General features: G+C 64.6%; 21 protein-coding genes. 10 read left to right on the top strand and 11 right to left on the bottom strand.

The window, feature by feature from the left end:
• Position 1: 1 nt before the first annotated feature.
• On the bottom strand, positions 2-1,132 hold the full coding sequence (locus ACMGDH_RS01500) for an alpha/beta hydrolase (protein WP_436826150.1): 1,131 nt from the start codon (positions 1,130-1,132) through the stop codon (positions 2-4).
• A 103-nt stretch (positions 1,133-1,235) separates the two neighbouring features.
• Positions 1,236-2,135: a LysR family transcriptional regulator gene (locus ACMGDH_RS01495; RefSeq protein WP_436826149.1), complete on the bottom strand. Its 900-nt coding sequence runs from the start codon at positions 2,133-2,135 to the stop codon at positions 1,236-1,238.
• Between the two features lie 93 nt (positions 2,136-2,228).
• On the opposite strand from ACMGDH_RS01495, the gene ACMGDH_RS01490 reads away from it, so the two are divergent.
• From ACMGDH_RS01490 to ACMGDH_RS01480, 3 genes are all read left to right on the top strand, one after another.
• Positions 2,229-2,771 (top strand): nuclear transport factor 2 family protein, encoded by a 543-nt coding sequence (locus ACMGDH_RS01490; protein ID WP_436826148.1) that lies wholly within the window; start codon positions 2,229-2,231, stop codon positions 2,769-2,771.
• A 180-nt stretch (positions 2,772-2,951) separates the two neighbouring features.
• Positions 2,952-3,839 carry an alpha/beta hydrolase gene (locus ACMGDH_RS01485; protein ID WP_436826147.1) on the top strand — a complete coding sequence of 296 codons (888 nt, stop codon included), beginning with the start codon at positions 2,952-2,954 and terminating at the stop codon, positions 3,837-3,839.
• Between the two features lie 86 nt (positions 3,840-3,925).
• Positions 3,926-4,429: a GNAT family N-acetyltransferase gene (locus ACMGDH_RS01480; RefSeq protein WP_436826146.1), complete on the top strand. Its 504-nt coding sequence runs from the start codon at positions 3,926-3,928 to the stop codon at positions 4,427-4,429.
• A gap of 360 nt (positions 4,430-4,789) precedes the next feature.
• Here the strand turns inward: ACMGDH_RS01480 and ACMGDH_RS01475 are convergent, their stop codons facing one another.
• The 5 genes from ACMGDH_RS01475 to ACMGDH_RS01455 all read right to left on the bottom strand — a co-directional run bounded on the left by ACMGDH_RS01475 (position 4,790) and on the right by ACMGDH_RS01455 (position 8,692).
• Positions 4,790-5,638 carry an NAD(P)-dependent oxidoreductase gene (locus ACMGDH_RS01475; protein WP_436826145.1) on the bottom strand — a complete coding sequence of 283 codons (849 nt, stop codon included), beginning with the start codon at positions 5,636-5,638 and terminating at the stop codon, positions 4,790-4,792.
• A gap of 88 nt (positions 5,639-5,726) precedes the next feature.
• The gene (locus ACMGDH_RS01470) at positions 5,727-6,290 is read right to left on the bottom strand and encodes a DUF308 domain-containing protein (RefSeq protein ID WP_436826144.1); all 564 of its coding nucleotides are present in this window, start codon (positions 6,288-6,290) and stop codon (positions 5,727-5,729) included.
• A gap of 106 nt (positions 6,291-6,396) precedes the next feature.
• Positions 6,397-7,038, bottom strand: a complete 642-nt coding sequence (locus tag ACMGDH_RS01465; RefSeq protein ID WP_436826143.1) for an NrsF family protein — start codon at positions 7,036-7,038, stop codon at positions 6,397-6,399.
• The gene (locus tag ACMGDH_RS01460; RefSeq protein ID WP_436827200.1) at positions 7,028-7,531 is read right to left on the bottom strand and encodes a sigma-70 family RNA polymerase sigma factor; all 504 of its coding nucleotides are present in this window, start codon (positions 7,529-7,531) and stop codon (positions 7,028-7,030) included. Before ACMGDH_RS01460 ends, ACMGDH_RS01465 begins: the two co-directional genes overlap by 11 nt.
• Positions 7,532-7,936: 405 nt before the next feature.
• Positions 7,937-8,692, bottom strand: a complete 756-nt coding sequence (locus ACMGDH_RS01455) for an SDR family oxidoreductase (RefSeq protein WP_436826142.1) — start codon at positions 8,690-8,692, stop codon at positions 7,937-7,939.
• Between the two features lie 44 nt (positions 8,693-8,736).
• Between ACMGDH_RS01455 and ACMGDH_RS01450 the strand changes: the two genes are divergently transcribed.
• The 5 genes from ACMGDH_RS01450 to ACMGDH_RS01430 all read left to right on the top strand — a co-directional run bounded on the left by ACMGDH_RS01450 (position 8,737) and on the right by ACMGDH_RS01430 (position 15,516).
• Positions 8,737-9,411, top strand: coding sequence for a TetR/AcrR family transcriptional regulator (locus tag ACMGDH_RS01450; RefSeq protein WP_436826141.1), 675 nt, complete (start codon positions 8,737-8,739; stop codon positions 9,409-9,411).
• A 426-nt stretch (positions 9,412-9,837) separates the two neighbouring features.
• Positions 9,838-10,743, top strand: coding sequence for a hypothetical protein (locus ACMGDH_RS01445; protein WP_436826140.1), 906 nt, complete (start codon positions 9,838-9,840; stop codon positions 10,741-10,743).
• 203 nt (positions 10,744-10,946) lie between these two features.
• The gene (locus ACMGDH_RS01440; protein ID WP_436826139.1) at positions 10,947-11,483 is read left to right on the top strand and encodes an RNA polymerase sigma factor; all 537 of its coding nucleotides are present in this window, start codon (positions 10,947-10,949) and stop codon (positions 11,481-11,483) included.
• Positions 11,480-12,469, top strand: coding sequence for a FecR family protein (locus tag ACMGDH_RS01435; RefSeq protein WP_436826138.1), 990 nt, complete (start codon positions 11,480-11,482; stop codon positions 12,467-12,469). The genes ACMGDH_RS01440 and ACMGDH_RS01435 overlap by 4 nt, the downstream gene beginning before the upstream one ends.
• An 80-nt stretch (positions 12,470-12,549) precedes the next feature.
• Positions 12,550-15,516: a TonB-dependent receptor gene (locus tag ACMGDH_RS01430; RefSeq protein WP_436826137.1), complete on the top strand. Its 2,967-nt coding sequence runs from the start codon at positions 12,550-12,552 to the stop codon at positions 15,514-15,516.
• Positions 15,517-15,632: 116 nt separating this feature from the next.
• Here ACMGDH_RS01430 and ACMGDH_RS01425 read toward each other — a convergent pair whose 3' ends face one another.
• A complete protein-coding gene (locus ACMGDH_RS01425; protein WP_436826136.1) occupies positions 15,633-16,085 on the bottom strand; it encodes a hypothetical protein in 453 nt (150 codons plus the stop codon).
• 149 nt (positions 16,086-16,234) lie between these two features.
• Positions 16,235-17,029: an NPP1 family protein gene (locus ACMGDH_RS01420; protein ID WP_436826135.1), complete on the bottom strand. Its 795-nt coding sequence runs from the start codon at positions 17,027-17,029 to the stop codon at positions 16,235-16,237.
• 1,073 nt (positions 17,030-18,102) lie between these two features.
• Here ACMGDH_RS01420 and ACMGDH_RS01415 point away from each other — a divergent pair.
• A complete protein-coding gene (locus ACMGDH_RS01415; protein WP_436826134.1) occupies positions 18,103-18,276 on the top strand; it encodes a hypothetical protein in 174 nt (57 codons plus the stop codon).
• Between the two features lie 121 nt (positions 18,277-18,397).
• On the opposite strand, the gene ACMGDH_RS01410 is transcribed toward ACMGDH_RS01415, so the two are convergent.
• Complete coding sequence (locus ACMGDH_RS01410; protein ID WP_436826133.1) at positions 18,398-19,300, bottom strand: S1/P1 nuclease; 903 nt, start codon at positions 19,298-19,300, stop codon at positions 18,398-18,400.
• On the bottom strand, positions 19,300-21,567 hold the full coding sequence (locus tag ACMGDH_RS01405; RefSeq protein ID WP_436826132.1) for a TonB-dependent receptor plug domain-containing protein: 2,268 nt from the start codon (positions 21,565-21,567) through the stop codon (positions 19,300-19,302). Before ACMGDH_RS01405 ends, ACMGDH_RS01410 begins: the two co-directional genes overlap by 1 nt.
• 151 nt (positions 21,568-21,718) lie before the next feature.
• On the opposite strand from ACMGDH_RS01405, the gene ACMGDH_RS01400 reads away from it, so the two are divergent.
• Positions 21,719-22,636, top strand: coding sequence for a LysR family transcriptional regulator (locus ACMGDH_RS01400; RefSeq protein ID WP_436826131.1), 918 nt, complete (start codon positions 21,719-21,721; stop codon positions 22,634-22,636).
• Positions 22,637-22,847 lie beyond the last annotated feature (211 nt).

Genomic DNA, 22,847 nt, shown 5'->3' with positions numbered 1-22,847 from the left:
CTCAGCCGCGGACATGGGTGTCGAACCAGCGCAGGATCTCGTCGCTCGCTCGGCTGACATAGGGCTCAAGGTCATAGAGCTGGGAATGGTTGGTGGTCTCGATCCAGACCATGCGCTTGGGATCGCCTGCTTCGTCGATGACAGCCTGCGCATATCTGCCCGGCGACAGCGGATCGATGGTACCGTGGATGACGAGCAACGACGTCGGCGCGATCAGCCCGGCGTAGGGGACCGAATCGAAGGAGAGCATGTTCTCCTGCGTCTCGTAGGTCATTTCATTGCGCCAATTCGGGCCAACCAGTTGCCGTCGGCTCTCATAGAAGTTGAATGCCTCCGGCATGATCGCATGCGCCGAACCCGGCGGCGCGCCCTCCGGCGCGAAGGCCCGGTTGGCGAGCGGCCTGCCGGCACGCAGATCGGCGAGCCGTTGTTCATTGCGCCGCCGGACCGAGGCGACCCATTCGGCATGGCCGCGTCCTTCGCGCGCCATGCGGAGGTTTGTGTAATGCCCGGCGAGCGTCGCGACCGCGCGATAGCGCCGGTCGAAGGCCGCCGCTTGGATCGTGTGCCCGCCGCCCATGCAGATGCCGAGGATCGCGATCCGCTCTGGATCGACGTCTTCGCGCGAGAGCAGATAGGTGGTGGCGTTGCGGACATCGCGGATGTTCTGAGGCGGGTCCATCTGCTGACGCACCGCGCCCTCGCTTGCGCCGAAGCCCCGGCGGTCGAAGCTCACCACCACATAGCCAGCGCGCGCAAGCCGGATCGCATAGACGGGCACGGTGATCTCTTTGACCGACGTGCCCGGCGCATCGATGACGATGCCCGGCATCCGGCCGGCGGAACGCGCGGCGGCGGGCGGCAGATAGACATGCGCGGCCAGCCGATGGTCATCGCTCTGGAAATGCGCATCGAGCCGCTGCACATCGCGGAGGTCATAGACGCCGGGGCTTGGCGGAGGGACGGTGGGATCGTAGCGCGACAATTGATGCGTCTCCGAGAAATCGGGGGTTCCGGGGACGATATCCTGCGCAAATGCAGTGGTGGCGGAACCGCCGCTTGCCAGCGTCGCTGCGCCGATGGCCGCCCCCGCGAGGAAGCTGCGGCGGCTGGATGGATGATCGAATTGCATGTGGCGCTCCCGCGAGTTCGACTTGCAGGTACGGGTCAGCAGTGGCCGTCGTATTGGATGTTCTTGCGGTATTGGCCCGCCAACGAAGTGCGTGGGAGTCCCGCTACTGCGCCATTTCCGCACGCAGGAAATCGATAAAGGCGCGCAGCTTGGGCGGGATGAGCCAACGGCTCGGATAATAGACGTGAAGAGGATCGAGAGCCGGACAATAGGGTTCAAGGATCTTGACCAGCCTGCCATCCTCCAGATGCTGCCGGGCGAGCCGCTCGGTGGTGTAGGCCAAGCCTATCCCTTGCGCCGCCGCCTCCACCACAAGCGGCATAGTGTTTGCGGACAGGCGGGGATCGGGCGTGAACGCGAGCTCGCGGCCGTCCTCCATAAGATCCCAGGACGAAACCGCGCGCGTCGAAGCAAATCGATAGGCGATGCAGCGATGATGCACGAGATCGGCGGGGTGCTGCGGCGTGCCGTGCCTGGCCAGATATTCGGGGCTCGCCAGCACCGCGTTTCGGAGCGGTCCGCCGATCTTCACCGCTATCATGTCTGCGTCGAGAAGCCCGCCGATGCGGACCCCCGCGTCAAAGCCTTGGCCGGCGATGTCGACGAAAGCATCATCGAATACGAGATCGAGCCGCACATCTGGACAGGCTTCCAGAAAACGGCCCATCAGCGGCTCGATCAGCAACGGGCCGGCGATCCAGGGCAGGCTGAGGCGCAGCGTCCCCGCCGGCCGGTCCTTTCCTTCGCGAAGCGCCGTGCCGGCGGCCTGAATCTCGTCTGCCGCCGGGCGCACCCGCGCGAGATAGGCAACGCCGGCCTCGGTCAGCCCGACGCTGCGGGTCGTGCGGTTCAGCAGCCTTACGCCCAGTCGCCCCTCCAACCCGCGCACAGCTTCGCTGAGCGAAGGCGGCGTCACGCCAAGCTCGGCGGCGGCGCGGGTGAAGCTCCGCGTCTCCGCGACCTTGAGGAAAGCAAGGATGCCACTGAGCTGATCGATCCTCATTATACGGTAATTTCCTAATAGCTCAGTAGATCATAGGGGATTTTTCGGCGGAATAGAAAGAGCCAGAGTTTCCTTGATGCCAAGGAGACGATGATGATCGCCGATACCTTCAGTCCTACCCGGCGAGCGTTGCTCGCACGATCCAGCCTCGCTGTGGCGGTTTCCGTTGGAAGCTTCCTGGCTCCTGGAGTGTCTGTCGCATCTGAGCCAGGCTCAGCCAGCTTGCGCCTCACGGACAATGTTGCCGTCGCTCAGCGGTTTTTCGAGCTGCTGCGCCGCAAGGACATCGAAGCGTGGGCGGATCTGTGGGCTGGGAACGGTCATATCATCGTGCCCTATCCGCCCGAGGGATTCGGGACGAGCATCGACGGCAAGGCAGCCATCCTGTCGGCCTTCCGCGGTTTGTTCGGCAACTTCGAGACTTTCGACACCGAACTGACCGGGATCTACCCGGCAGCGGATTCCGACGCGGTGGTCGTGGAATACAATGTCCGCGCCACGCTGGTCGGCGGCACGCGCTACACCAACAGCAACATCGCGGTCTTCCGGTTCGAGGACGGGCTGATCACGGCCTATCACGACTATTTCGATCCGCGGCGGTTTCAGGTCGTCATCGACGCCCTCCCCAAGCCCTGAACTCCAACATCACCGGGAACCACTCGCGACCCAAGGAGGCGAACAATGACCAGCACAACTCTTCATTCCAGCCGTCGAACTTTCCTGACCCATTCCGCCACAGCTGCGGCGTCCGTCGTCTGTCTCGGGATTTCCGGATTTGCAGCGGCAGCGCCTTCTCGCGGCACAGCCGCAGCGCCGGTGCAGAAGGTCCGCTTTCCGGCGGGCGACAGTTTTGTCGTCGGCAACCTCCATCTGCCGGACGGCTATGACCCGAGCATCCGCTATCCGGCCGTCGTGGTCGGGGGCTCGCTGACGGCGGTCAAGGAGATGATGGGCGGCATCTACGCGGCTGCCATGGCGCAGCGCGGCTATCTCGCTCTGGCCCTCGACTATCGCAACTACGGCGAGAGCGGCGGCAGAGCACGGCAATATGAAGACCCGGAGTCCAAGGCCGAGGATCTGGTGGCCGCCGTCTCCTATCTCGCGAGCCGGCCCGATGTACGCGAACGCGGCATCGGACTGGTAGGTGTATGCACGTCAGGCGCCACGGTGCTCTACGCGGCAGCGCGGGATGCGAGAGTCGCCGCAGTCGCGTCCGTCGCCGGCCATCTGGCGGAGCCCGCGATCACGCCCATGCTCTATGGCGGGACGGAAGGTGTGGCTCAGCGCCGGACTGCCGGCCGTGCCGCCCGCGCCGAATACGAGCGCACCGAGCAGAACCGGATGATCCTCGCCTATCATAATACCGACCAGAGAGCGTCTCATGTCGGTCCGATGGAATATTACATGGAAAGGACGCGCGGCGGTGGGGTTGCCGAGTGGAAGAACGCCTTCGCGGTCATGTCGTGGGAGCCGTGGCTCGACTTCGACCCGGTGCGTGAAGCGGCCAAGGTGACGGCGCCGACGCTCATCGTGCATTCCGATGGCTGTGCGCTGCCGGACCAGGCCCGCAAGGTCCATGGCCTGCTGCAAGGTCCGAAGGAGCTCCACTGGACGAGCGGCGATCACTTCGACTTTTACGATGGCGCGAGGGTGCCCGAGGCAGCGAATGCCATCGCGCGGTATTTCGGTCAGCACCTCGCGTGAGCGGCGGGGATTCCTATACAGCGCCTCCTTACGTCTTCTTTTCGCTGTAACTGCTTTCCTGCCAAACAACCCCGCGGAAGAACCTGATGGAAAATGACAGCTGGCACCTGGTCGAAGGATATCGGCCTGGAATCCTCGGAGCATGCACCCGGATGCATGCCATCTTCTATGCTCGGTACGCCGGTTTCGGTGCTTTCTTTGAAGGACAAGTAGCCGTCGGGATGGCGGATTTCCTGCAACGGCTCGACCGCCCTCAGAACAACATCTGGTCGGCCTTTGCGGACGACCGCATGCTCGGATGTATCGCCCTGGATGGCGAGGATCTCGGCCGAAGCGCAGGCCATCTGCGCTGGTTCATCGTGGACGACGATTGTCGGGGCGCGGGCGTAGGCAAGGCGTTGCTCGCCTCCGCGCTCCAATTTGCAGACGCTATGGCGTTTGACGAAGTCGAACTCTGGACTTTTTCTGGGCTGGACGCTGCTCGACACCTCTACGAGCGAGCTGGGTTTCGCCTCTTGGATGAATCCACTGGAAGCCAATGGGGCGTGGCAGTCAGGGAGCAGCGCTTTGTTCGCATTCGGCCTCGGTAGAGACAGATCAAGCGCGGGCGAAGTTCGTGGCGCGAAAACCCTAAGGTATCTGGCGCGCCGGGCGTGGTGAAGATGGGCACTCAAATTGTTGGGAAATCTCGACGCTAATGGACGAGTGATGTCAGCCAAGCGCCCTAAGATCGGTCGTTCATCGGTCGTTTTGTTGATCCCGAAAGCGGTCGTCAGTTGATGCCGGATGTGACGAGGCCGCGAACGACCGACATTGAGGATTAAAACCGACCCCGAGAGTCAGAGTCCGGAACGGGACATTCAGCATGCGTCCACCGTGAGGACCCCCGCCTCTAACGGTCGTCAAAATCCTCATGTTGATCTAAAGGCCGGATCGAAAAGCGACGCTGGCTATGTGCCCGATATCGTACGCTCTGCCATGATCGACCAGTCCTTTTCTCCAAAACCTTCCTCCACTGTTTCGCGCATCTGATTATAGACCGCGTCAAGCATGGGCAAATCCCGGCCGGCTTCTGCCGCAGCTTCCGTTGCAAGCCGCAGGTCCTTAAGGCCGAGCCTGGCCTTGAAGCCGGGCTCATAAGAGCCGCGTGCGATGTTGGCAGAATAAACTTGGTAAGACCGGCTGCCGAAAAGCGTACCCAGGATCAGGTCGAAGAATTCGTCGCGGGCTAGTCCACTCGCCTCGGTGAGCACGACAGCCTCGGCCATGGCTTCGATCGCCATGGTAATCATCATGTTGCACGCAATCTTTGTCGCATTGGCGGTCGGGGGCGCGTCTCCGAGCTCCCATACCCGCTGGCCAATGATCCCGAAAATGGGCCGAAGCCGCTCGATCGCATCGGTAGGCCCGGCCGCGAGGATGTTGAGCTCACCCTTGGCCGCGACGTCGGGTCGGCCGAGGACGGGCGCAGAGACATAGGTCACGCCCGCACTCGCATGGGCCGAGACGAGTTCATGCGCGAATGCGACCGAGATAGTTGACGCCACCACGTGCACCAGGCCCGGCGAGGCGCGGGCGAGAAGGCCCTGTTCCAGGACGACGCTTCGGATCGCATCGTCGTCCGACAGCATCGTCATCACGACGTCCGCGTCGAACACGCGACCTGGCATCTCGACCATCGTGACGCCGTCGAGTCTGTCGCCCGAGCGATTCCATGCCGTGACCTTGTGGCCGCCTGCGGCGAGGTTCCTCGCAATGGCGCTCCCCATCGCGCCCAAACCAATGAAGCCGATATGCATGATCCTGTCCTTTCCGGGCGACTGTCACACCCTCACACTGCGATCTTGCCTGGCATGAGGATGCAGACCTGCGCGGGTCCGACATTGGTCATTTCCGCGAAAGGGCAAGTGCCCCGGCGGAAAGCGCGAAGTAGATCGCGCCGAACGCCGCGTAAGGAGCGATGTCGGCGACGCTCAAGTGGAGTGACGGATCAAGCGCCCGCTTGACGAAGAAGATGCCGGCCAGACCGGACTGGGCGCCGCTCAGGATCATGGGCCATTGCGCCGAGACTTTGCCCCAGCGGCGAACTGCCGTCGCGAGTTGAAGAATGCCGGCAAGCGTCGCCCATGCGCCGATGACGCCGATCACCGCGTGGAAGCTCTGCGTGGCCGCGATCACCACAGCGAGCGTTACGGCCGCGCTGATCACGAGGTTCGTCGCTTGCGTGGGATTGGCGCCGAGCCCGCCGCTGCGCCGGGCGTCGTATCCGTTGGCGAGCGCATCCCAGGCGGGATAGACCACAGCCAGCGCAATCCCGATCGTCGGGTCGGCTTTGCCGATCGTGAAGGCCAGCGCGACCCAGGTCGCGGAGAAGAGTGCGCGGACGGCGTAATAGCCCTTGAGCCAGCCCTGATTGGAGGCGGGCAGCGCATTGGTCGCGGTTGCAATCATGGCATTGTCCTTTCGATGCGTGAGTAGAGGGCGCAGCCCACCGGCCCCGAAGTTCCGGGGCAGGGGACAGCAGTGGGGGCAAGAGGCTTCGGCCGGTGACGGGCGACTAGAGCCTGAACCGTCGCAGGAGCAGCCAGCGGGCGAGGGCGCCGACGACGACACATCCCGCAGTGAACCAGACCATGACGTAGAGCGGATCGTTCGACGGGCAGCAGAAGGCGAAAACCAACGCTCCCCAGCTTCCCGCCGCAAACCCAGCGGCAAGCGACGTTCCTTCCGGATGCGTCGATGCGCCGCGACGCATCAGCACAGCCAGCATGCCAAGCATCGGCAGCGACAGAACAATGATCGACAAGGCGCAAAGCGGACCATAGGCGTGCGGCAGTCCGCCATGGCGGGCGCCTGAGCTGCCCACGAGGGGCTCGACGAACACGCCCGCCACGAGGGCAACTGCCGCCAGGCAAATCGCGGCTAGAAGGCCGGGGCGCGGCGATCTGGTCGGCGAGAGCGAGACGACCGCGGTAGCACCGCTCACCGCCGCAACCGCCGCCAGGCTGGCCAGCTTCCAGATCATGTAAGGCGTGTCGATCACCTGCCCCATGTCGAGCCGCATCGACCCGATGCCGAGAAACAGCGCCAGCTCGATGGCGGCGAGCGCCACGAGCAGCGCGGCCTCGCGCCACACGCTGCGCCGCCGGACCGCGACGAGACCGGCCGAGAGGTCGGAGATGAGGGCGTCATTCGACATCGTCGTTCTTCGCGATGAGAGTGGTGAGGCGAGCCAGCCCGCGATGGATGTTGACCTTGACCGCCGAGACCGATTGGCCGGTCTCGCGAGAGGCGTCCTCGATGCTGTAGCCGTGCAGCTTGACCAGCAGGATCGCCTGCGCCTGCGGCGGCTTGAGATGCTCGATGAGGCTGGCAAGGACCGAGGCGCTGGTCACCGCCGTCTCATGATCCCCGACCGACAGGTCCTCCGGCAGATCCTGCGTCGCGCGGCGCTCGAGGCCGCGCAGCTGGTCGATCCATTTGCGCTTGGCAATGGCCGCCAGCCACGGACCGAAGGTTTGGCGCGGATCATAGGTGTGCCGCCGCCGGTGGACCGCGAAAAGCGTCTCCTGAACGGCGTCGTCGACTTCGCTCGGCGGCAGGCGGCGATCGAAGTAGCGGGTGAGCCAGGCGGTGATCTCGCTCAGCAACCGGCGATAGGCACCGCCATTGCCATCCTGCGCCGCTGCCATCAGCCCGCCCCAGACGTCATGCCCGGCTGCAGGCGGCGAGACGGGTGGGACCGCTGGGGAAGACCTGGTCCGCGACCGGATTGCCGTCAGCATCGAGAGGGGGCGTAGCCGCATGGCTCCTTATTCGCTGATAGGGGCCCGAAGGTTACACCCCGACTCAACTATTTATTCGTGGCGATGATGGGGTCTCACGCCTCTGGTACGATTCCCCGATTGAGTGGCAGACATGGGCCGTTGAACATGGAGAAACGGGACTGGCGAACGGCCGATTTCGGAATACCTTGTCGGTCTACGAACGCCGGGAGTGAGGGCGCTTAGCTGCCGTCCAGGCCTTTTCACATCTGCCGACGGCTAAGCGCCCTTATTGTGTTGAAAACTCCCGCGGACCCTAACCGAAGCCGCCGTTCAGCGGCATTGCGACCAAGCGATTGCGTCTGCTCCGGCCGGCAGCAGCATAGGACATTCCGGATCGGTCGCCGCGCGTAAGACCGCCTCGGCCACGTCCTGCGCTTCGGTCACTTCCCCGTCTGCGGCACTTTGCATTTGCGCCCAGGTCAGATGCACGAAGTCGGTATAGGGTTCGGGAAAGCCGCCATTTTCGGCAATCCACCCCTGCGCGGTTCCGGCGAAGCTGGTCGTCGGCGCCATGCCCGGCACGACAACTCGCACGCGAATACCGAATTCCGCGAGTTCGATTGCCACAGATTCGGTCAATGCGTTCAATGCTGCCTTGCTGGCCCTGTAGACCGAGAGCAGCGGCAGCGGCTTCAGGGTCGAGCTCGAACCGACATTGACGATCACGCCCGAACGCCTTTCGCGCATGCCGGGCAGCACCGCCTGCATCATCGCCACCGTGCCGAACAAGTTCGTCTCGAAGATCCGGCGCACCGCCTCCATGGGTGTGCCTTCAAGGGCGTTGAGCCAACCGACTCCGGCGTTGTTGACCAGTACGTCGATCGCCCCCGTCTCGACGACAGCTGCCTCGATCGATGCCGGATCGGTCACGTCGAGCGGCAGGACACGCAGGCTGTCCGATGCGGGCAAGGTGTTGGCTGCAGGATCGCGCATCGTCGCCACCACGTTCCAGCCGCGTTCCAGGAAATGGGCGGCGGTGGCGCGGCCGAAGCCGGTCGAGCAGCCTGTGATGAGGACGGTGTTCATTGCATATCTCCTTGCAAGGGTGCTTGTGCAAGGCCTAGATATGAATGATTCTTCAGCTTTGGTATTCGCATATGAGCCGCGCTGCGCCATCGCCCGTCCAGCCCCGAAAAACGCCGCAACAGGCGCGCTCAACCGCGACGGTGGAGGCGATTCACACGGCAACGATTCAGGTTTTGCTGGCAGACGGGGCTGTGGGTCTCACAACGACACGGGTCGCCGAACGAGCGGGTGTCTCGGTTGGCACGATGTATCAGTATTTCCCCCACAAACAGGCTCTGCTGTTCGCGATACTCGAGCGCCAGCTTCAAACGATCGAAAAGTCCATGATGGCCGCCGTCGAACTTTTGGAGGGATGCGAGCTCGCGACAATGGCGGACGGGCTGGCGAACGCGTGGCTGGATGCCAAAATGGCAGACATCGCAACGTCGCGCGCGATCTACGCCATTGCCGCCGAATTCGATATCGCGGAGTTGATGGAGCGGGGCCTGCAGTGCATCCGGCAGGAGTTCGGACGCCTGCTGTCGACCGCGCCGGATGGGCAGTTCGACGATCTCGATTCGATATCATTCATGCTTATGGCGCTGATTGGCGGTTCGGTACGCGCAGTCATGGAAGCCGGCGCGTCGGAGCGCGACCTTGCCTGCCTGCGACGAGAGCTACCGCGAGCGTGTCACGCCTATCTCAGCGCGGCAAATCAGGCTAACGCAATGGCCGTTTAGCAGCGGCGCATCCCCAAAAACGCCGCTGGTTTCCCAACTGGTGAAGGACCTTGGCTTCGGAGTTATCGACGCGGGTCCGCTTCGTTCCGCCCGCTTGCTGGAGCCTTTGCGGTGCTGTGGATCGATCAGGCCGTCAATCGCGGTGCGCCGACGAACAATGTTTTTGCTTTCATGCGCCGTGAGCGGTCGTGCGTCATCGGTCCGGTGATCAGCAGACATGCGCCCGCCGCCAGACCAAGCCGGTCGGCCAAGAGTGTTTCGCGAGTGGTCCGGCCCCAGGAGCGCAGCTCGAGTTTGGATCAGCATGTTGACGCGGGATGACAGGCAGCGCCGCGTGGTCAGCTGATCTTGCGTTCGGGTGCCTCTGGCGCATTTGCGAAGCCATTGTCGCCAACATGTCACGGGCACTCGGGCAAGAGAAGAGCCATGCGGATGATGCTGGGCTTCGTGCTGGCGCTCGGCGCCTGTGATCAGAGTTTGACCGCGGCAATTGTCCAGGGTGAGAAGCGCGCGAATTTCCCCGAGACTCGCGCGCCTTCGCCACCCCAATCCGTCGAAACGCCGACCGTGCGGTTTCTGCAACTCGTCGGCGATATGCGTCTCAGCGCTGCCGACCGGGCCGGACTAGCGGAGGCCGAGGCGCGCGATCATGCCAAGGATCCCGCCGCCTATGCCAAAGAGGACGCGGAAACCAGTGCGCTGCTCACCCAATTTGTGCGGGCGAATGCGATCCGCCGGGCGGAAATGCGCCATCAGGTTCGGGCACAATTGCACTACGGCCGGGCGAAGCTGAGCGATCCTTTGCCGATCGAACTGCTCGATCGCTACGATCCGGTGCTCGTCGAGGATGAGGCGCGGCGCGAGCTGATCACGCTCGCCGATATCCGCGCGCTCGACGCTTCCAACCGTTTCATTGCCCGTATCGCCGGGGTGGATGCTCCGGACATGACTGAAAAGCCTGACGAGCGAGCCGAGCTGCAGCGGCGCTACATGGCGGACGCCTCGCTCCGTACCGCGCTCACCTATGCCGGGCCGCGTCATGCCATCATGGTTGCCGCGATCGAGGGGTTGCCGGCGAACAAGCGTGCCGAGATCGATCGTGTCATCCGCGAGCAGGTTCACTCACCCGAAGACGCTGCCAATGCCGCGCGCGGTGCAGAGCAGGCCGTGATCCTCGCTCAGCAGCGCAAGGCCCGGCAGGCGCGTAACGCGACCGCGCTCGCCGATTTCAATCGCTGGATTCAGCAGCGCAACGCAGTCACGATCGAGGCGGCGAGGCTCGACGGCATGATGCGGGTTCTCAATACCGAGAACACCTATTTCCCGCGCTGATGTGCAATCCGTCCAAGGCGCGCGTGCTTCGATCGATACGGGTACCGGGGCGACGGGGGCGATATTCGCGATTGTCATGGGAGCTTCATGGAGCCCGCCTAGCGCTCAGCTGATCTTGAGGGCGATTCCTGATCCAGGGGAAGAAGCAGCATGGTGGCGGCGGCGCGGCAACCTGACCGGCCTCTCTTCGAGGAGGCGGCACGATGAACGAAATGCCCGCGATCACCGCTCGTCGTCATGCGGTAGCCGAAGAAGTGGCGCTGCGCGCCGCGCTCCATCGCTTCGTCCAGGGCCGACTGCGCGATCGAGACGAAGGTGAGGACATCGTCCAGGAGACCTATGTCCGTCTGTATGACTATCGCCGCAGGCGCGGAGTCGCCGACGTTGGCGCTTTCTGCTTCGCGGTGGCGCGAAACCTGGTCTTCGATCATTTCCGCCGGCTCCGTGCGATGCCCGCGCGCGCCGAGCTCACCGAGAGCATCGTCTGTCCGTCGCCGCGTGCCGAGGAGGTGCTCGATTATCGGCAGCGGGTCGATATCCTGGTCGCGGCGTTGCGGGTGATGCCGCCGCTTCGGCGCGAGGTGTTCTTGCGCCGCCGACTGGACGGTATCGCTGGAGCCATTATCGCGGCCGATCTCGAGATAAGCCTCGCAGCCGTGGAGAAGCACTGCACGCGTGCCGTCGCCGATCTTCGTGCCGCGCTCGAGCGGCGTGGTCTGCCGCCGGGAGCTGGTCGATGAGCGCGCGCACGAACCGACGTGCCGCGCTTCGGGACGCAGCGCGCTGGGCAATGCGCGAGGATGAGGCGGTGCTCCGCGAGCCGCCCCCCAAGGCCGCAGCCGATGTTCAGGCGATGCTCGACGATCCGGCGCTTGCCGACGCGATGCGCCAGTTGCCCCGCATTTCGGACAGCGAGCTCCACGCCCTGCGTGCCGACCGTCGCCGCGCGATCGGTGCCGGGGGCGCGCTGGCGCTCGTTGCCGCGCTCGGCATCGGCAGCTGGCAGGGCGGCTGGTACAGGCCGGCCGCGCCAACGCCGCTCCATTACGAGACCGCGCGCGGGCAGCAACTCGAGATCGATCTCGCCGACGGCTCCAGGCTTCACCTGAACGGCGAAACCAGCCTGGACGTGACGCTTGACGCCGAAAGCCGCAGCGTAGCGATGCGTCGCGGCGAGGCCTATTTCGACGTCGCCCATCGACCCGATCAGCCTTTCACGGTTCATGCCGGCGGTTCGGCGACGCGCGTGCTCGGCACTGCCTTCGACATCGATATGGCAAGCGGCGGAGTGCGTATCGCCGTCTATCGCGGTAAGGTCCGCTTCGGTGGTGACGGCGTAGACGACGAGGCGGTGACCGTTGAAGCCGGCTGGCGTACGCGCTTTGCCGACGGCCAGGCGCGTGCGCCAACGCGGTTCGATGCGGCGCAGCAGGATTGGCGCCAGGGATGGCTCGATACCGACAATATGCAGCTCGGCGAACTGATCAACGCGCTCAATCGCCGTGGCGGGCGTCTGGTTGCGCCGCCTCCCAAGGCGCTTGCATCCGTTGCGGTTTCCGGGCGCTTCCGGCTCGACAGCCCGCAGCAATTGCTGGACGCAATGGGCGTTGCCTACGGTTTCCACGTCGTCCGAAAGGGTGATGCGCTTCATCTTGTTCCCGATGCCGCCGACACGCGACCGGTGAGTGACACCGCGCTGCAACAAAAATCTTTGTCCGGAAGCTGATCAATTTTCGTCCTCTCCCGGAGGCGTACATCGCGCCCGAGCGGAGGAAGATCATGGATCGCATTAGGGGAATCTCACTCATGGCAGTGGCAATCACGCTCGCCATGCCCGTCATGGCACAAGCGCGTAGCGCCGAAGCCGCGATGAACGTTCAGATGCGCTTCGATATCGGCGCATCCGATCTGCGCAGTGCCGTTTCGCAATTCTCGCAGGCTACCGGTCTGCAAGTGGTTGTCGCGCCTCATGTCGTCGCGGGGCGTCGCACCGCGGGTGTACGGGGCGCGCACACCGTGCGCGCGGCGCTCGACCAACTGCTGCGTGGAACCAATCTTGCCGCCTCGGTGCGCAGCGGCGTCGTGGTGCTCACCCCCGTGCGGGGCGTGGCTGCGCCGCGTCGCACCGTCCGTAGCCCTGCCGCCGCGCCGTCGTCGCAGCCCGGGGTGCAGGATGTTGCGGAAAGCGAGCCGGACACGGATCAGTCTGAAATCGTGGTGTCGGGCTACCGCCAGAGCCTCACCGCGGCGCAGGAGCTCAAGCGCAACGCCGTGGGTGCAGAGGACGACATCGTCGCATCGGATATCGCTGCGTTTCCCGATCTGAACCTGGCCGAGGCGCTGCAGCGCGTTCCGGGCATCACCATTACCCGCGACACCGGCGAGGGGCGGCAGATCACGCTGCGCGGTCTCGGTCCGGATTTCACCCGCACCCAGCTCAACGGCATGGAAGTGATGGGAAACACCGCGTCGGGCATGGACAATCGCGGCGGCGCCAGCCGCTCGCGCTCGTTCGACTACAGCCTGTTCGCATCGGAGCTGTTCAACCGCGTCTCGGTGCAGAAGTCGTTCGCGGCCGAACAGGACGAAGGGGGCATCGCCGGCACCGTCCAGCTCTATAGCGCCAAGCCGTTCGATTATGACGGTTCCAAGTTCGTCGTCTCTGCCAAGGGCCAGACTAACAGCAATGCAGGCGGCGTTACCCCTCGCGTCGTTGGCCTCGCCTCGGCGCGATCAGGCGATTTCGGCGCGCTTGTCTCGGTCGCCTACAGCCAGATCAAGAACAACGAATATGGCTATCGCAACTGGGGCTGGGGTCTCACCAGATACGGTGCGGGCAATATCGGGCCGGAAATCGATGCGGCGACGCGCGCGAAGCTGCTCTCCGGCGTGTTCCAGCCGACTGCCCAATCCCCCTCGAGCTGGTATACCAATCGCCAGCGGCTCGGCGTGACGTCATCGTTCCAATATCGTCCGGGCGACAATTTCAAGCTCGACTTGGACCTATTGTACGGCCGCCTGTGGGACTATCGCGATGACTATGCGATTGCGTCCGCCGGCAGCAATCCGCTCACGGGGGCCACGGTCAGCGGCGCGCAGGTGATCCGCAGTGCAGTGATCGACGACACCAACACGTTGCGCGCGGCCAGCTTCACCGGCATCGACCAGCGCTCGGAGCATCACATCGTCGAGAACCACACCGATTTCTACCAGGCCGTCGCCAATCTGAGCTGGAAGGTCGGCGAGCGGCTGACGATCAACGCGCTCGGCGGCTACGAGGAGTCGGATTTCGCCCAGCCGGTGTTCGACAAGGTGTTCATGGAAGCCAAGAGCATGGCTTTCAGCTATGATACGCGCCCGCGAATTCCGGTCAACGCGTACGGCATCGATCTCACCAATCCGGATCTCTGGACCGTCCAGCGCCTGGACGTGCAGGAGAATGCAATCACCAATCGCTACACCAATGGCAAGCTCGATGCGGCCTATGATCTGGGTGGCGGGCTCATCTTCAAGGCTGGCGGCGCCTACAAGCACTTCACCAACAGCGGCTATACCTGGGCGAACAAAGTGTTTCATAATGTGCCCGCGAACATCGTCGTGCCGAATAGCATGAAGCAGATCGTCCGCCCTGACACGCTGCTCCAGTACATCGTTGGCAATGTCGATGCGGTCTACGCTTATGTCGGCGACGAACGCGATCTAACCGCCGCCAATCTCCAGGCGGGCAGCGACTATCGCGTCGAGGAAAAGACCTGGAACGGCTTCGCCCAGTTCGATCTCGATACCGAACTCGGTGACATGCGGCTGCGCGCCAACGCCGGCATCCGCTACTATTCGACCGGCCTGACCTCGTCGGGCCATCTCGCCACGGCTGCTGGCTTCGTACCTGTTTCGATCGACACCAACAGCGACGGCTGGCTCCCCGCCGCCAATGTCGCGCTGGACGTGACCAGGAACCTGGTGGTGCGCGTCAGCGCCAGCCGCAACGTCAATCGCCCGGCGCTGGGCGATCTGGCTGCGGCAGGTTCGATCACCACGCGGCCCAATGGCGGGAGCCTGAGCCTTGGTAACCCGTTCCTCGAGCCCTACAAGGCCACTTCGGTGGAAGGGTCGGTCGAATGGTATATGGACGGCAAGGGCTTCGCCTCGGTCGGGTTCTTCTACAAGAACATGGATAGCTTCATCTCACCGACCACGACGACCATTCCCTATGGCCAGACCGGCCTGCCGCTGTCGTTGCTGATCCAGGGCCAGGATGCCAACACCCCCTACGATGTTAGCCAGCCGATCAACGGACCTGGCGCGGACATCAAAGGCATCGAAGTTGCGTTTCAGCACGACTTCACCTTCTTGCCTGCACCTTTCAACCGCCTCGGGCTGGTCGCCAACGGCACTTGGTTCGACGGGCACCAGCAGGCGAAGGTCGGCAACACCTTCGTCCGCCTGCCGCTGTTCAACCTGTCCAAATGGGCGGCAAATGCGACGCTCTACTACGAAGACGAGGATTGGGGCGTGCGCGTCTCCGATGCTTATCGAAGCAAATATTACACGGGTGTCGGCACCATCGGGAATGTCGGCGACTATATCGACGGCACCCACAACATCGACTTTCAGGCGCACATCAACCTGACGCCGCGCGTCCGCCTGATCGCCGAGGGCATCAATCTCACGAACGAGCCGATCGAGCAGTTCGCCGGCGGCGAGATCGCGCGCCGGGTGGTCTACACCACCAGCGGCCGTACCTTCACCTTCGGCATCAGCGCTGAATTCTGATCTCGGAACCGCCGTCCCGGTGCATGCCGGGGCGGCGGTTTGCCCGCCGCGGCGAGCGCGCAACCCCTCCCGATTTGAATGCGGAATGTGTCGACGGACACCTGCGTCCTAGCCACTCAATTGGTTTGCTCGTGCGCCTGCACTAACGGCGCCCGGATATGGAACAGATTGTCGTCGATCTCGTCCATCTGGATCGGACCCACCACTCTATATCCGTCCGCCTCAATGACCCTTGCAAGACCGCCCAGCAGCATCTCCTGCCGCTTCTGCAAGAATTCGTCTCCGGTCGGCGGTGGTATCGTTGCCGTGACTGCGCATCCGGCGGAGTCGCATTTGAAATCGACGTCCATGAGCAGCGGATAGGCCTGACGGACATGCGCGCTCACCTGATGCGGTAACGCCGGCGGGTTCGCGACATCTGCCGGCATCATTGCCGGGGGTACCGGGGAACTCTCTGCTGCCGGCGACGCTGCGATTACGATACCACCGGTCGTTGGCTTTTCGTCGCTTCCGGAATTCGACTGGATAAACCAGATTCCAGTCGCCGCGCCTGCGAGGGCTAGAACCACGCATCCCCGCGTCGAGAGGTGTTTTGAAGCCATTCGATCCTTCCGCAGGGACATTCCGGTAGCAAAAAGCGGGACGTGCCCGATCGATCTGCAGATCGTAAACTGCCGGAGCCCGCGCCGCCGACAGTGGCAGCGCGGGCGGGAGTCGGTCAGCAGATGGTCGAGCCGGCGGGGCAGCCCGGTGAATTGGCGCCCGAATCGAGATTCGGATCGAAGCCCGGGGTGATGCCGGTATTGAGCGCGGCCGCCAGCACACCGGAGAAGCGGGCATCCTTGTTGTCGAAATTGGCGCCGTTGAAATTGTAGTTCGACACCGCGTTGCGCACGCTGAGCGACGGATAGCCGTTCCAGCTCACCAGCGGCTGGACGACCCACTGACCCGTGCCGTTCTCGGGCGGCTCGTCGCCGTTGTCGGTCTTGGAAAAGCGCCAGAGATGGGAAAAGCCCCAGGTTTCGTAATGGAAAACCAGCTTGACGTGCTGGCCGGTGGCATCGTTCAGGAAGCGAAGCTGGCCGCCGCTCGTGGCGCGGGTATCCCAACCGCCGTGGTTGCCGCGCGTGACGCCGACGACGGTGCTGTTGACGCCCTGGTCGGTCGTCCAGACGATGATCGATTCCCAGTCGTAGGCGTGGGAGAAATCCGATTGCCAGAAATAGCTGTAGACGCGGGCGCAATAGCCGTTGTTGCAGCGGGCACGCGAATAGACGTTGCTCGTTCTCAGGTAATTGGCGTTGCGGCATGAGGCGGGCGGGCGAGTTGCATAAGTCGAAGCGGGTGCGCTGATCCCGCCCGAGGCATCGACTGCCGGAGCGTTGAAGCAGACGTCGGTGTCGAAGTCGATCGCCGGCTGGAACCGCTTGTCGAGCGCAGTTGCCAGTTCCGGCAGCGGTGCCACCGGGGCGGGCCAGCCCTGCGCCTGCGCAGGCGTCGACTGCAGCAGCATGAGTGTCCCCAAAGCTGCGATTGTTAGAGTACAAGCGGGTAGGGCGTTGTTACCAAGCCGGTCTTTCATACAATCTCCTGTCGTAGACAAGTGAAGTTACGCGCTGCGCACACGCTTACTTCCCGAGATCGATCTTTCGAGAAGTAGAGCCTCGATTGTCCGGGGTTTAGAGGTCTCGACTTGTCGTCACGACAAAGCCATCGAGCCTCAGGTATCTTGTCGTCCGGATGGTGGATCTATTACTGTGAAATAGAGGCGTGCATGCCGCGCAAGCGCCTGTCTTCCGCTCTCCATTGGCACCGATCAACGGCAGCAAGTGCAGGCCGGCGCAGCTTCAGGTGCCTCGTTTTCCGGTTGCGGCTTTCCAAGCCGGTCGCACATGCCCTCGAAGGGAAGACGACGGACGACGACAATTCGGACAAAGATTTTTGCATGATGCGCGAGCTCAAGTCTCGAAATGCAACCGCTCGGCCAAACGTCAGCTATGGCCGATTCGCAGCTGGAAAGTAGGAGGCTGTTGTCGGCCCAGGAGCCCCCAGGCAGCTGTCAACGTAAGCTACCGGGCAGGGTTGCGCCCTAATTAGTCGTTCGGATTGCCGGCTCGCAATCCCGAGAACCGCCGTTTGTTCAGAGAGTGGTCGGGCGTCCGCTAATGGGTGGTAACGAGTCGAGCTTGCGGCTTTCAACGTCGTCAACGGCGGCATTGGGCTGCATCGGCGGTCCTGAGCAGCGCGGCGGCGACACATACTGCTGGGTCTATCAGATGTGGCCCGTGCGTGATTTACGCCGGACTGGCTCCCGCCCGAGGTCCAGTATAGCGCAGAACCCACAGCCCTTGGTTCTTATCGGTGATGAAGATGTTTCCGCGCCGGTCGACCAGTACGTCCTCGGTCTGCGTGACCAAGGGACCCTGCGGCATCGATCCAAGCCGTTCGGTCGGGTCGGGCGGCATGAACCACCCGATCTCGCGCGGCAGCCGCGGGTGCGACACGTCGTAGATGCGCAGCCCGGCATTGAAATGCGCGATGTAGAACAGGTCACGTTGCTTCTCGACGGCGGCATCCGCGCGGACGATGCCGGCGGTCCTGCTGACCGGGTTTGCGATGGGCGTAGGCGTCTTCTCCGCGGCGACCGCGAGCTATCTCATCCAAGGCGTGTTCGGCATCGGGGCGACCACTGCGCTCGTGACCTGTGTGGTCGCTGGCGGCTGGCTGCTGCGCAGCTTCCTGATTAAGACCACGCGATGATGCGCCGACCCGTCGTCGGGCGCCACGCCCGGCGGCGCCAAAGCAGTGCAAAACGGCGGCACCTCTGCGTTACGTTTATTCTGCGTGGGGCGCCAAATAGCGTTGACAGCTCGCGGTCAGTTCATTGCCTGATGATGTAGGTCAGCAGATCACTTAAACGGTATCCTGAAAGGGTCAGCCGCTCCGCTGCGGCGCGCTCGAGCTCCGCGCGGTAAGAAGGCGTGGCGACCAGCGCTGCCTCCGGACGAGTCGCGCGAGGCGCGTCGGCGCGATAGGCGAGACCTTGCGCAAGCGCGTAGCTTTCGCGCAGCCAGCCTCGCGCGTCGGTCGTGCGCAGCTCACGTTCGAACCCGGCACGTGGAAAACGCGCGGTCAGCGCCGTCGCTCGCGCGAATGCCGCCTCGGGCGTACCGTCGCGGCTGACGGCGTCGTCCCACAACCAGTGCAGGGACACCGGCTTACCACGCTCTGCCTCGCGCACGAACACCTTGCTGCCGGCCTGGTCGCCTTGCGGCCAGTCGGGTCCGAACCGCTCGGCCGCGTGCAGCGGCTGGTGGAGATCGGCGGCAATGTGCAGGATCCAGGCAAGCGCAGTTGCTCGCTCTGCTGGCGCGGCACGCGGATCGCCCGCCACTCGAATTGCGAGCGCCAGTGCTTCGACGCCCGCGCCACTCTCGCCGTCGGGCACCGCGACGCCGCCTTCGACGATCGGCCTCAGGCGATAATGCCAGGTCGGATGGTCGTGCAGCGTGCCGCGCGCATCGTCGGGCCAGCGCGCCAGCTCGAGGAAGCGCCGGCGATCGGCCTCCTCGCCTTCGGCGCGTCCGACTGCGACTTCGAACGCGCCGCGATCGGGATGGGCGGCGGCGAGCTTCACGATCAGCGCCAGTGCCGCCGGGTCGCGACGCTTGAGCTCGTCATAGGCGATCGCGGCGGCGACCATGTGCCCCGGCCTGCTCCAGGCCGCGGCGGACAGCGGCGCGAGCAGCGCGGCGGCGAGCGCCAGCATCGAACTCCAGTGCATCAGAAAGTCACCGTCGCACGCGCATAGAATTCGCGCCCGTTGGTGCCGATCGCGCCCGCCTCGGGATAGAGCAGCCCGCCGCCCTGAGTCAGCGCACGCTCGTCGGTCTTGTCGGGATAGGCGTCAGTCAGGTTGAGCACGCCCAGCGCGAAACGCATGCTCGGTCCGGCGCGGAATTCGGCGGCGAGATCGAGCGTCGTCGCCGCGCCATAGGTCTGGGGCGTGAGCACCGAGGTGGTGGTGAACTTGCCGAAACGCACCAGATCGGCGTTGAAACCGACCGAGCCGGCGTCGATCCGGGCGGCGAGCGTCAGCTTGTCCCGGGGCTGCGCGACGGTGAGCAGTTGCAGCGCGGCGCCGCCGAGCAGCGGCAGGCTCGGCACCACCGGGTTCACCGCAAGCCGATCGACCTCGGTCTCGACCTGCGAATAGCTGGCGGTGAGGCCGGTGCGCACGCCGCCGAAGCGCCGGACCCAGTCCGCAGTGATTTCGAACCCTTTGGTGGTGGTGTCGAGCGCGTTGGTGAAGAAGCGCGCCTGCGACGCGTTGGTGATCCCGGCCGCGCGCAGGATGGCAGTGACCGCGGCGCCGCTCAGCGTCTCGCTGAGCGCGATCCGGCCGTCGATCTTGATGCGGAACAGGTCTGCGGACAGCGTGAGGCCGGCGAAGGGCTTGAGCACTACGCCGCCGCTCAGGTTGCGCGATCGCTCCTCGCGCAGCGGCGACGCACCGAGCGCCACCGCCACCGGATCGGAAACCGCGAAGGTGCCGATATTCACCAGCTGCCCGCCCGAGGACTGGCTGGTCACGGTGCTGAAGAATTGTTGCTGGAGCGAGGGCGCGCGGAAGCCAGTGGAGGCAGTGGCACGGAATGCGATCGGCTCGACGGGCTTGAAGAACAGGCTCGCCTTCCAGGTCGTCGCGTTGCCGAAATCGCTATAGCGTTCGTGGCGTACCGCTCCGCCCAGCTCGAGGCCGGCGATCGGGCGCAGCTGGACATCGCCATAGAAGCTCCAGGCGTGCCGGCTTTCGTCGACCGGAATGGGCGGGTTGTAGCCGGGGAAGCCCTGCGCGCCCGCGCCGGTGTACGAGCCCGGTTCGCCGCGTGCGATCTCGAAGGTTTCGGCGCGATGCTCGACACCTAGAGCGAGATCCGCGCCGGCAAGCAGGTCGAAGCCGCGGCGGAGGTCGAGGTTGACGACGTTCTGGAAATAGCGGGCGCCACCCGCGTCGAACGCGGTCGGGCTTGCTGCGCCAAGGCTGGTGTTGACCGTGTCGCCGACCCGGAAGGCGGCATCGCTCAGGCCGATCGTGTCGCTGAGGTCGAAATGCCAGCCGCCGATGTCGCCACGGATGCCTACCGACCCGCCGGCGTCGTCGAGATCGACGCGGACATGCGGCACGAAACCCTGCGGATAGAAGGCGGGCGCGACAGTCGGCGCGCGATATTGCGCAGGGCTGGTCGAGCGGCGGCGATCGTAGATCGCGTCGCCATAGAGCTCGACCGTGCCGAGCGGCAGCGACGCGTTGAGCACGAAGTTGTAGTCGCGCGATTCTGGATCGCCCTGTTCGCTGGTGATCCGGCCGTAGCGGCTGTCGATCCCGGCGCGGTTGGTCGCGCCTCTATCGCGGATCTCGGCGGTCACATTGACGAAGCCGGTATCGCGGAAGCGCACCCCGGCATTGCCCGCGGCGACGATCGTTCGCCCGTCGCCCTGCTGCGTGATCCCGGATTGGATCGAGGCGAAGCCGCCTGCGCCGGAGCGCAGCGTGATGTTGATCACGCCGGCGATCGCGTCCGAGCCATATTGAGCGGCCGCGCCGTCGCGCAGGATCTCGACCCGCTCGATCGCCGAGACGGGAATCGCGCCGAGGTCGATCGGCACCGATCCGCGCCCGACGACATTGTTGAAGTTGAGCACCGACGACAGGTGCCAGCGCTTGCCGTTGACCAGCACCAGCACCTGGTCCGGCGCCAGTCCGCGCAGCGTCGCGGCGCGGGTGTTGGCGCCCGAGGGCCCGGTCGCGGTGCGCGGATAGTTGAACGACGGCGCGAGGAACTGGAGCGTGCGGTTGAGGTCGTTGAGCCCGCGCGCCTGGAGATCCTCGGCGTCAAACAAGTCGACCGGCGACGGCGACTCATCGGCAAGCCGCGGCGCGCCGCGCGTACCGACGACGACGATGTCGCCCTGCGGCTCGGCGTCCTGGGCGAACGCGGGCGTGGCCACGGCAGCGGTGGTCAACAGACAGGCAAGAGCAGTGCGCATTTCAATCCCCACGGTGCGATCCGGCGGCGCGTGTAAGGGGAAAGCCGCAACCCGCGGTATCGCGCATCACCGCACAGACGTTGCGCGACGCGCAACGCGCGCAGCAAAACTGTCACGGCCCGCGCGTATCCAACGGGCTGAGGACATCGTCATGCGCCGCCAGATTCCGCCGCTTGAGGCCGTCGAGGCGTTTCTCGCCGCGACCGAAGCCCGCAGCTTCCGCGCCGCCGCGGAAGTGCTGGCGTTGAGCCCGTCCGCCTTCTCCCGGCGCATTCAGCTGCTCGAGCGCTTCGTCGGCACCGATATGTTCGATCGCGGCCGACCCGGTACGCCGCTGACATCCGCAGGCGAGCGCTACCGCGCCGAGATCGCGCCGGCGCTCGAGGTACTGCGTCAGGCGACGGCGGAGCTACGCGACGATCGGGGCGGGCGCACGGTGCGGGTCGCAACGTCGCACAGCTTCGCGGCCGAATGGCTCATCCCGCGCCTGTCTGCGCTGGGGGAGGTGCACGGAATAGACGTGGCGTTGACCATCTCACGCGACGCCGGGCTCTTGCGCACCGGCGTAGTTGAGCTGGCGATCCGCGGCGAGCTTCTCGCCAGCGCTGTCGATGGCGATATCCTGGCGCCCCTGGACGTGGTGGCGGTGTCTTCGCCATATCTGGGTGGCCGCGAACCCCTGCACTCGATCGAGGCGGTCGCGAAGCGGCGACTGCTTGGCGTCGCGGGGCAGGATGGCGTGTGGCACGATTTCCTGCGCGGGGCGGGATTCGCTGGTAAACTGCCGCGGGTCGCCAACTACGAGACAAACCAGCTCGCCTACGAGGCGGCAGTTTCCGGGCTTGGCGTCACCCTGGCCATCCCCTTGCTCAGCGACCGTTTTCTTTCCGATGGGCGACTAGTCACCTGCCTACCTATCCGTCGGGAGACGGGCTTCGGCTATGTCTTGCACGCCGCCGCCGGACGCGCCCGGAGCCGCTCCGCGGTGCGTGATTTCGTCGCGTGGCTCAAGCCGCAAGTCGCGCGCTCCATGGCACATTTCGACGGCTGGCACAGTGCCAATGGCTGATGGATCTACAAGCGCGAGATTTGGCGCTCCAGATACCCGCGCAGATGTGCCTTCCCGGCGGACGGCAGCATTCCGATCTACTGCCCCAAAGCGGACGGGCTGCAACCGGCCCAAAATGCGACGTAACCGGAGGAGAGTGTAACCCGTCTGTCATGCTGAGCCGCTTAAGCGCAGCGCGATGGATGATCGGCGCAGCAGGATTGCCGCATGG

The organism is Sphingomonas radicis (genome assembly GCF_051400635.1).
Classification (GTDB): Bacteria; Pseudomonadota; Alphaproteobacteria; order Sphingomonadales; family Sphingomonadaceae; genus Sphingomonas.
The sequence above is the reverse complement of the archived record's forward strand: the minus strand, read 5'-3'. Positions and strand labels throughout refer to the sequence as shown.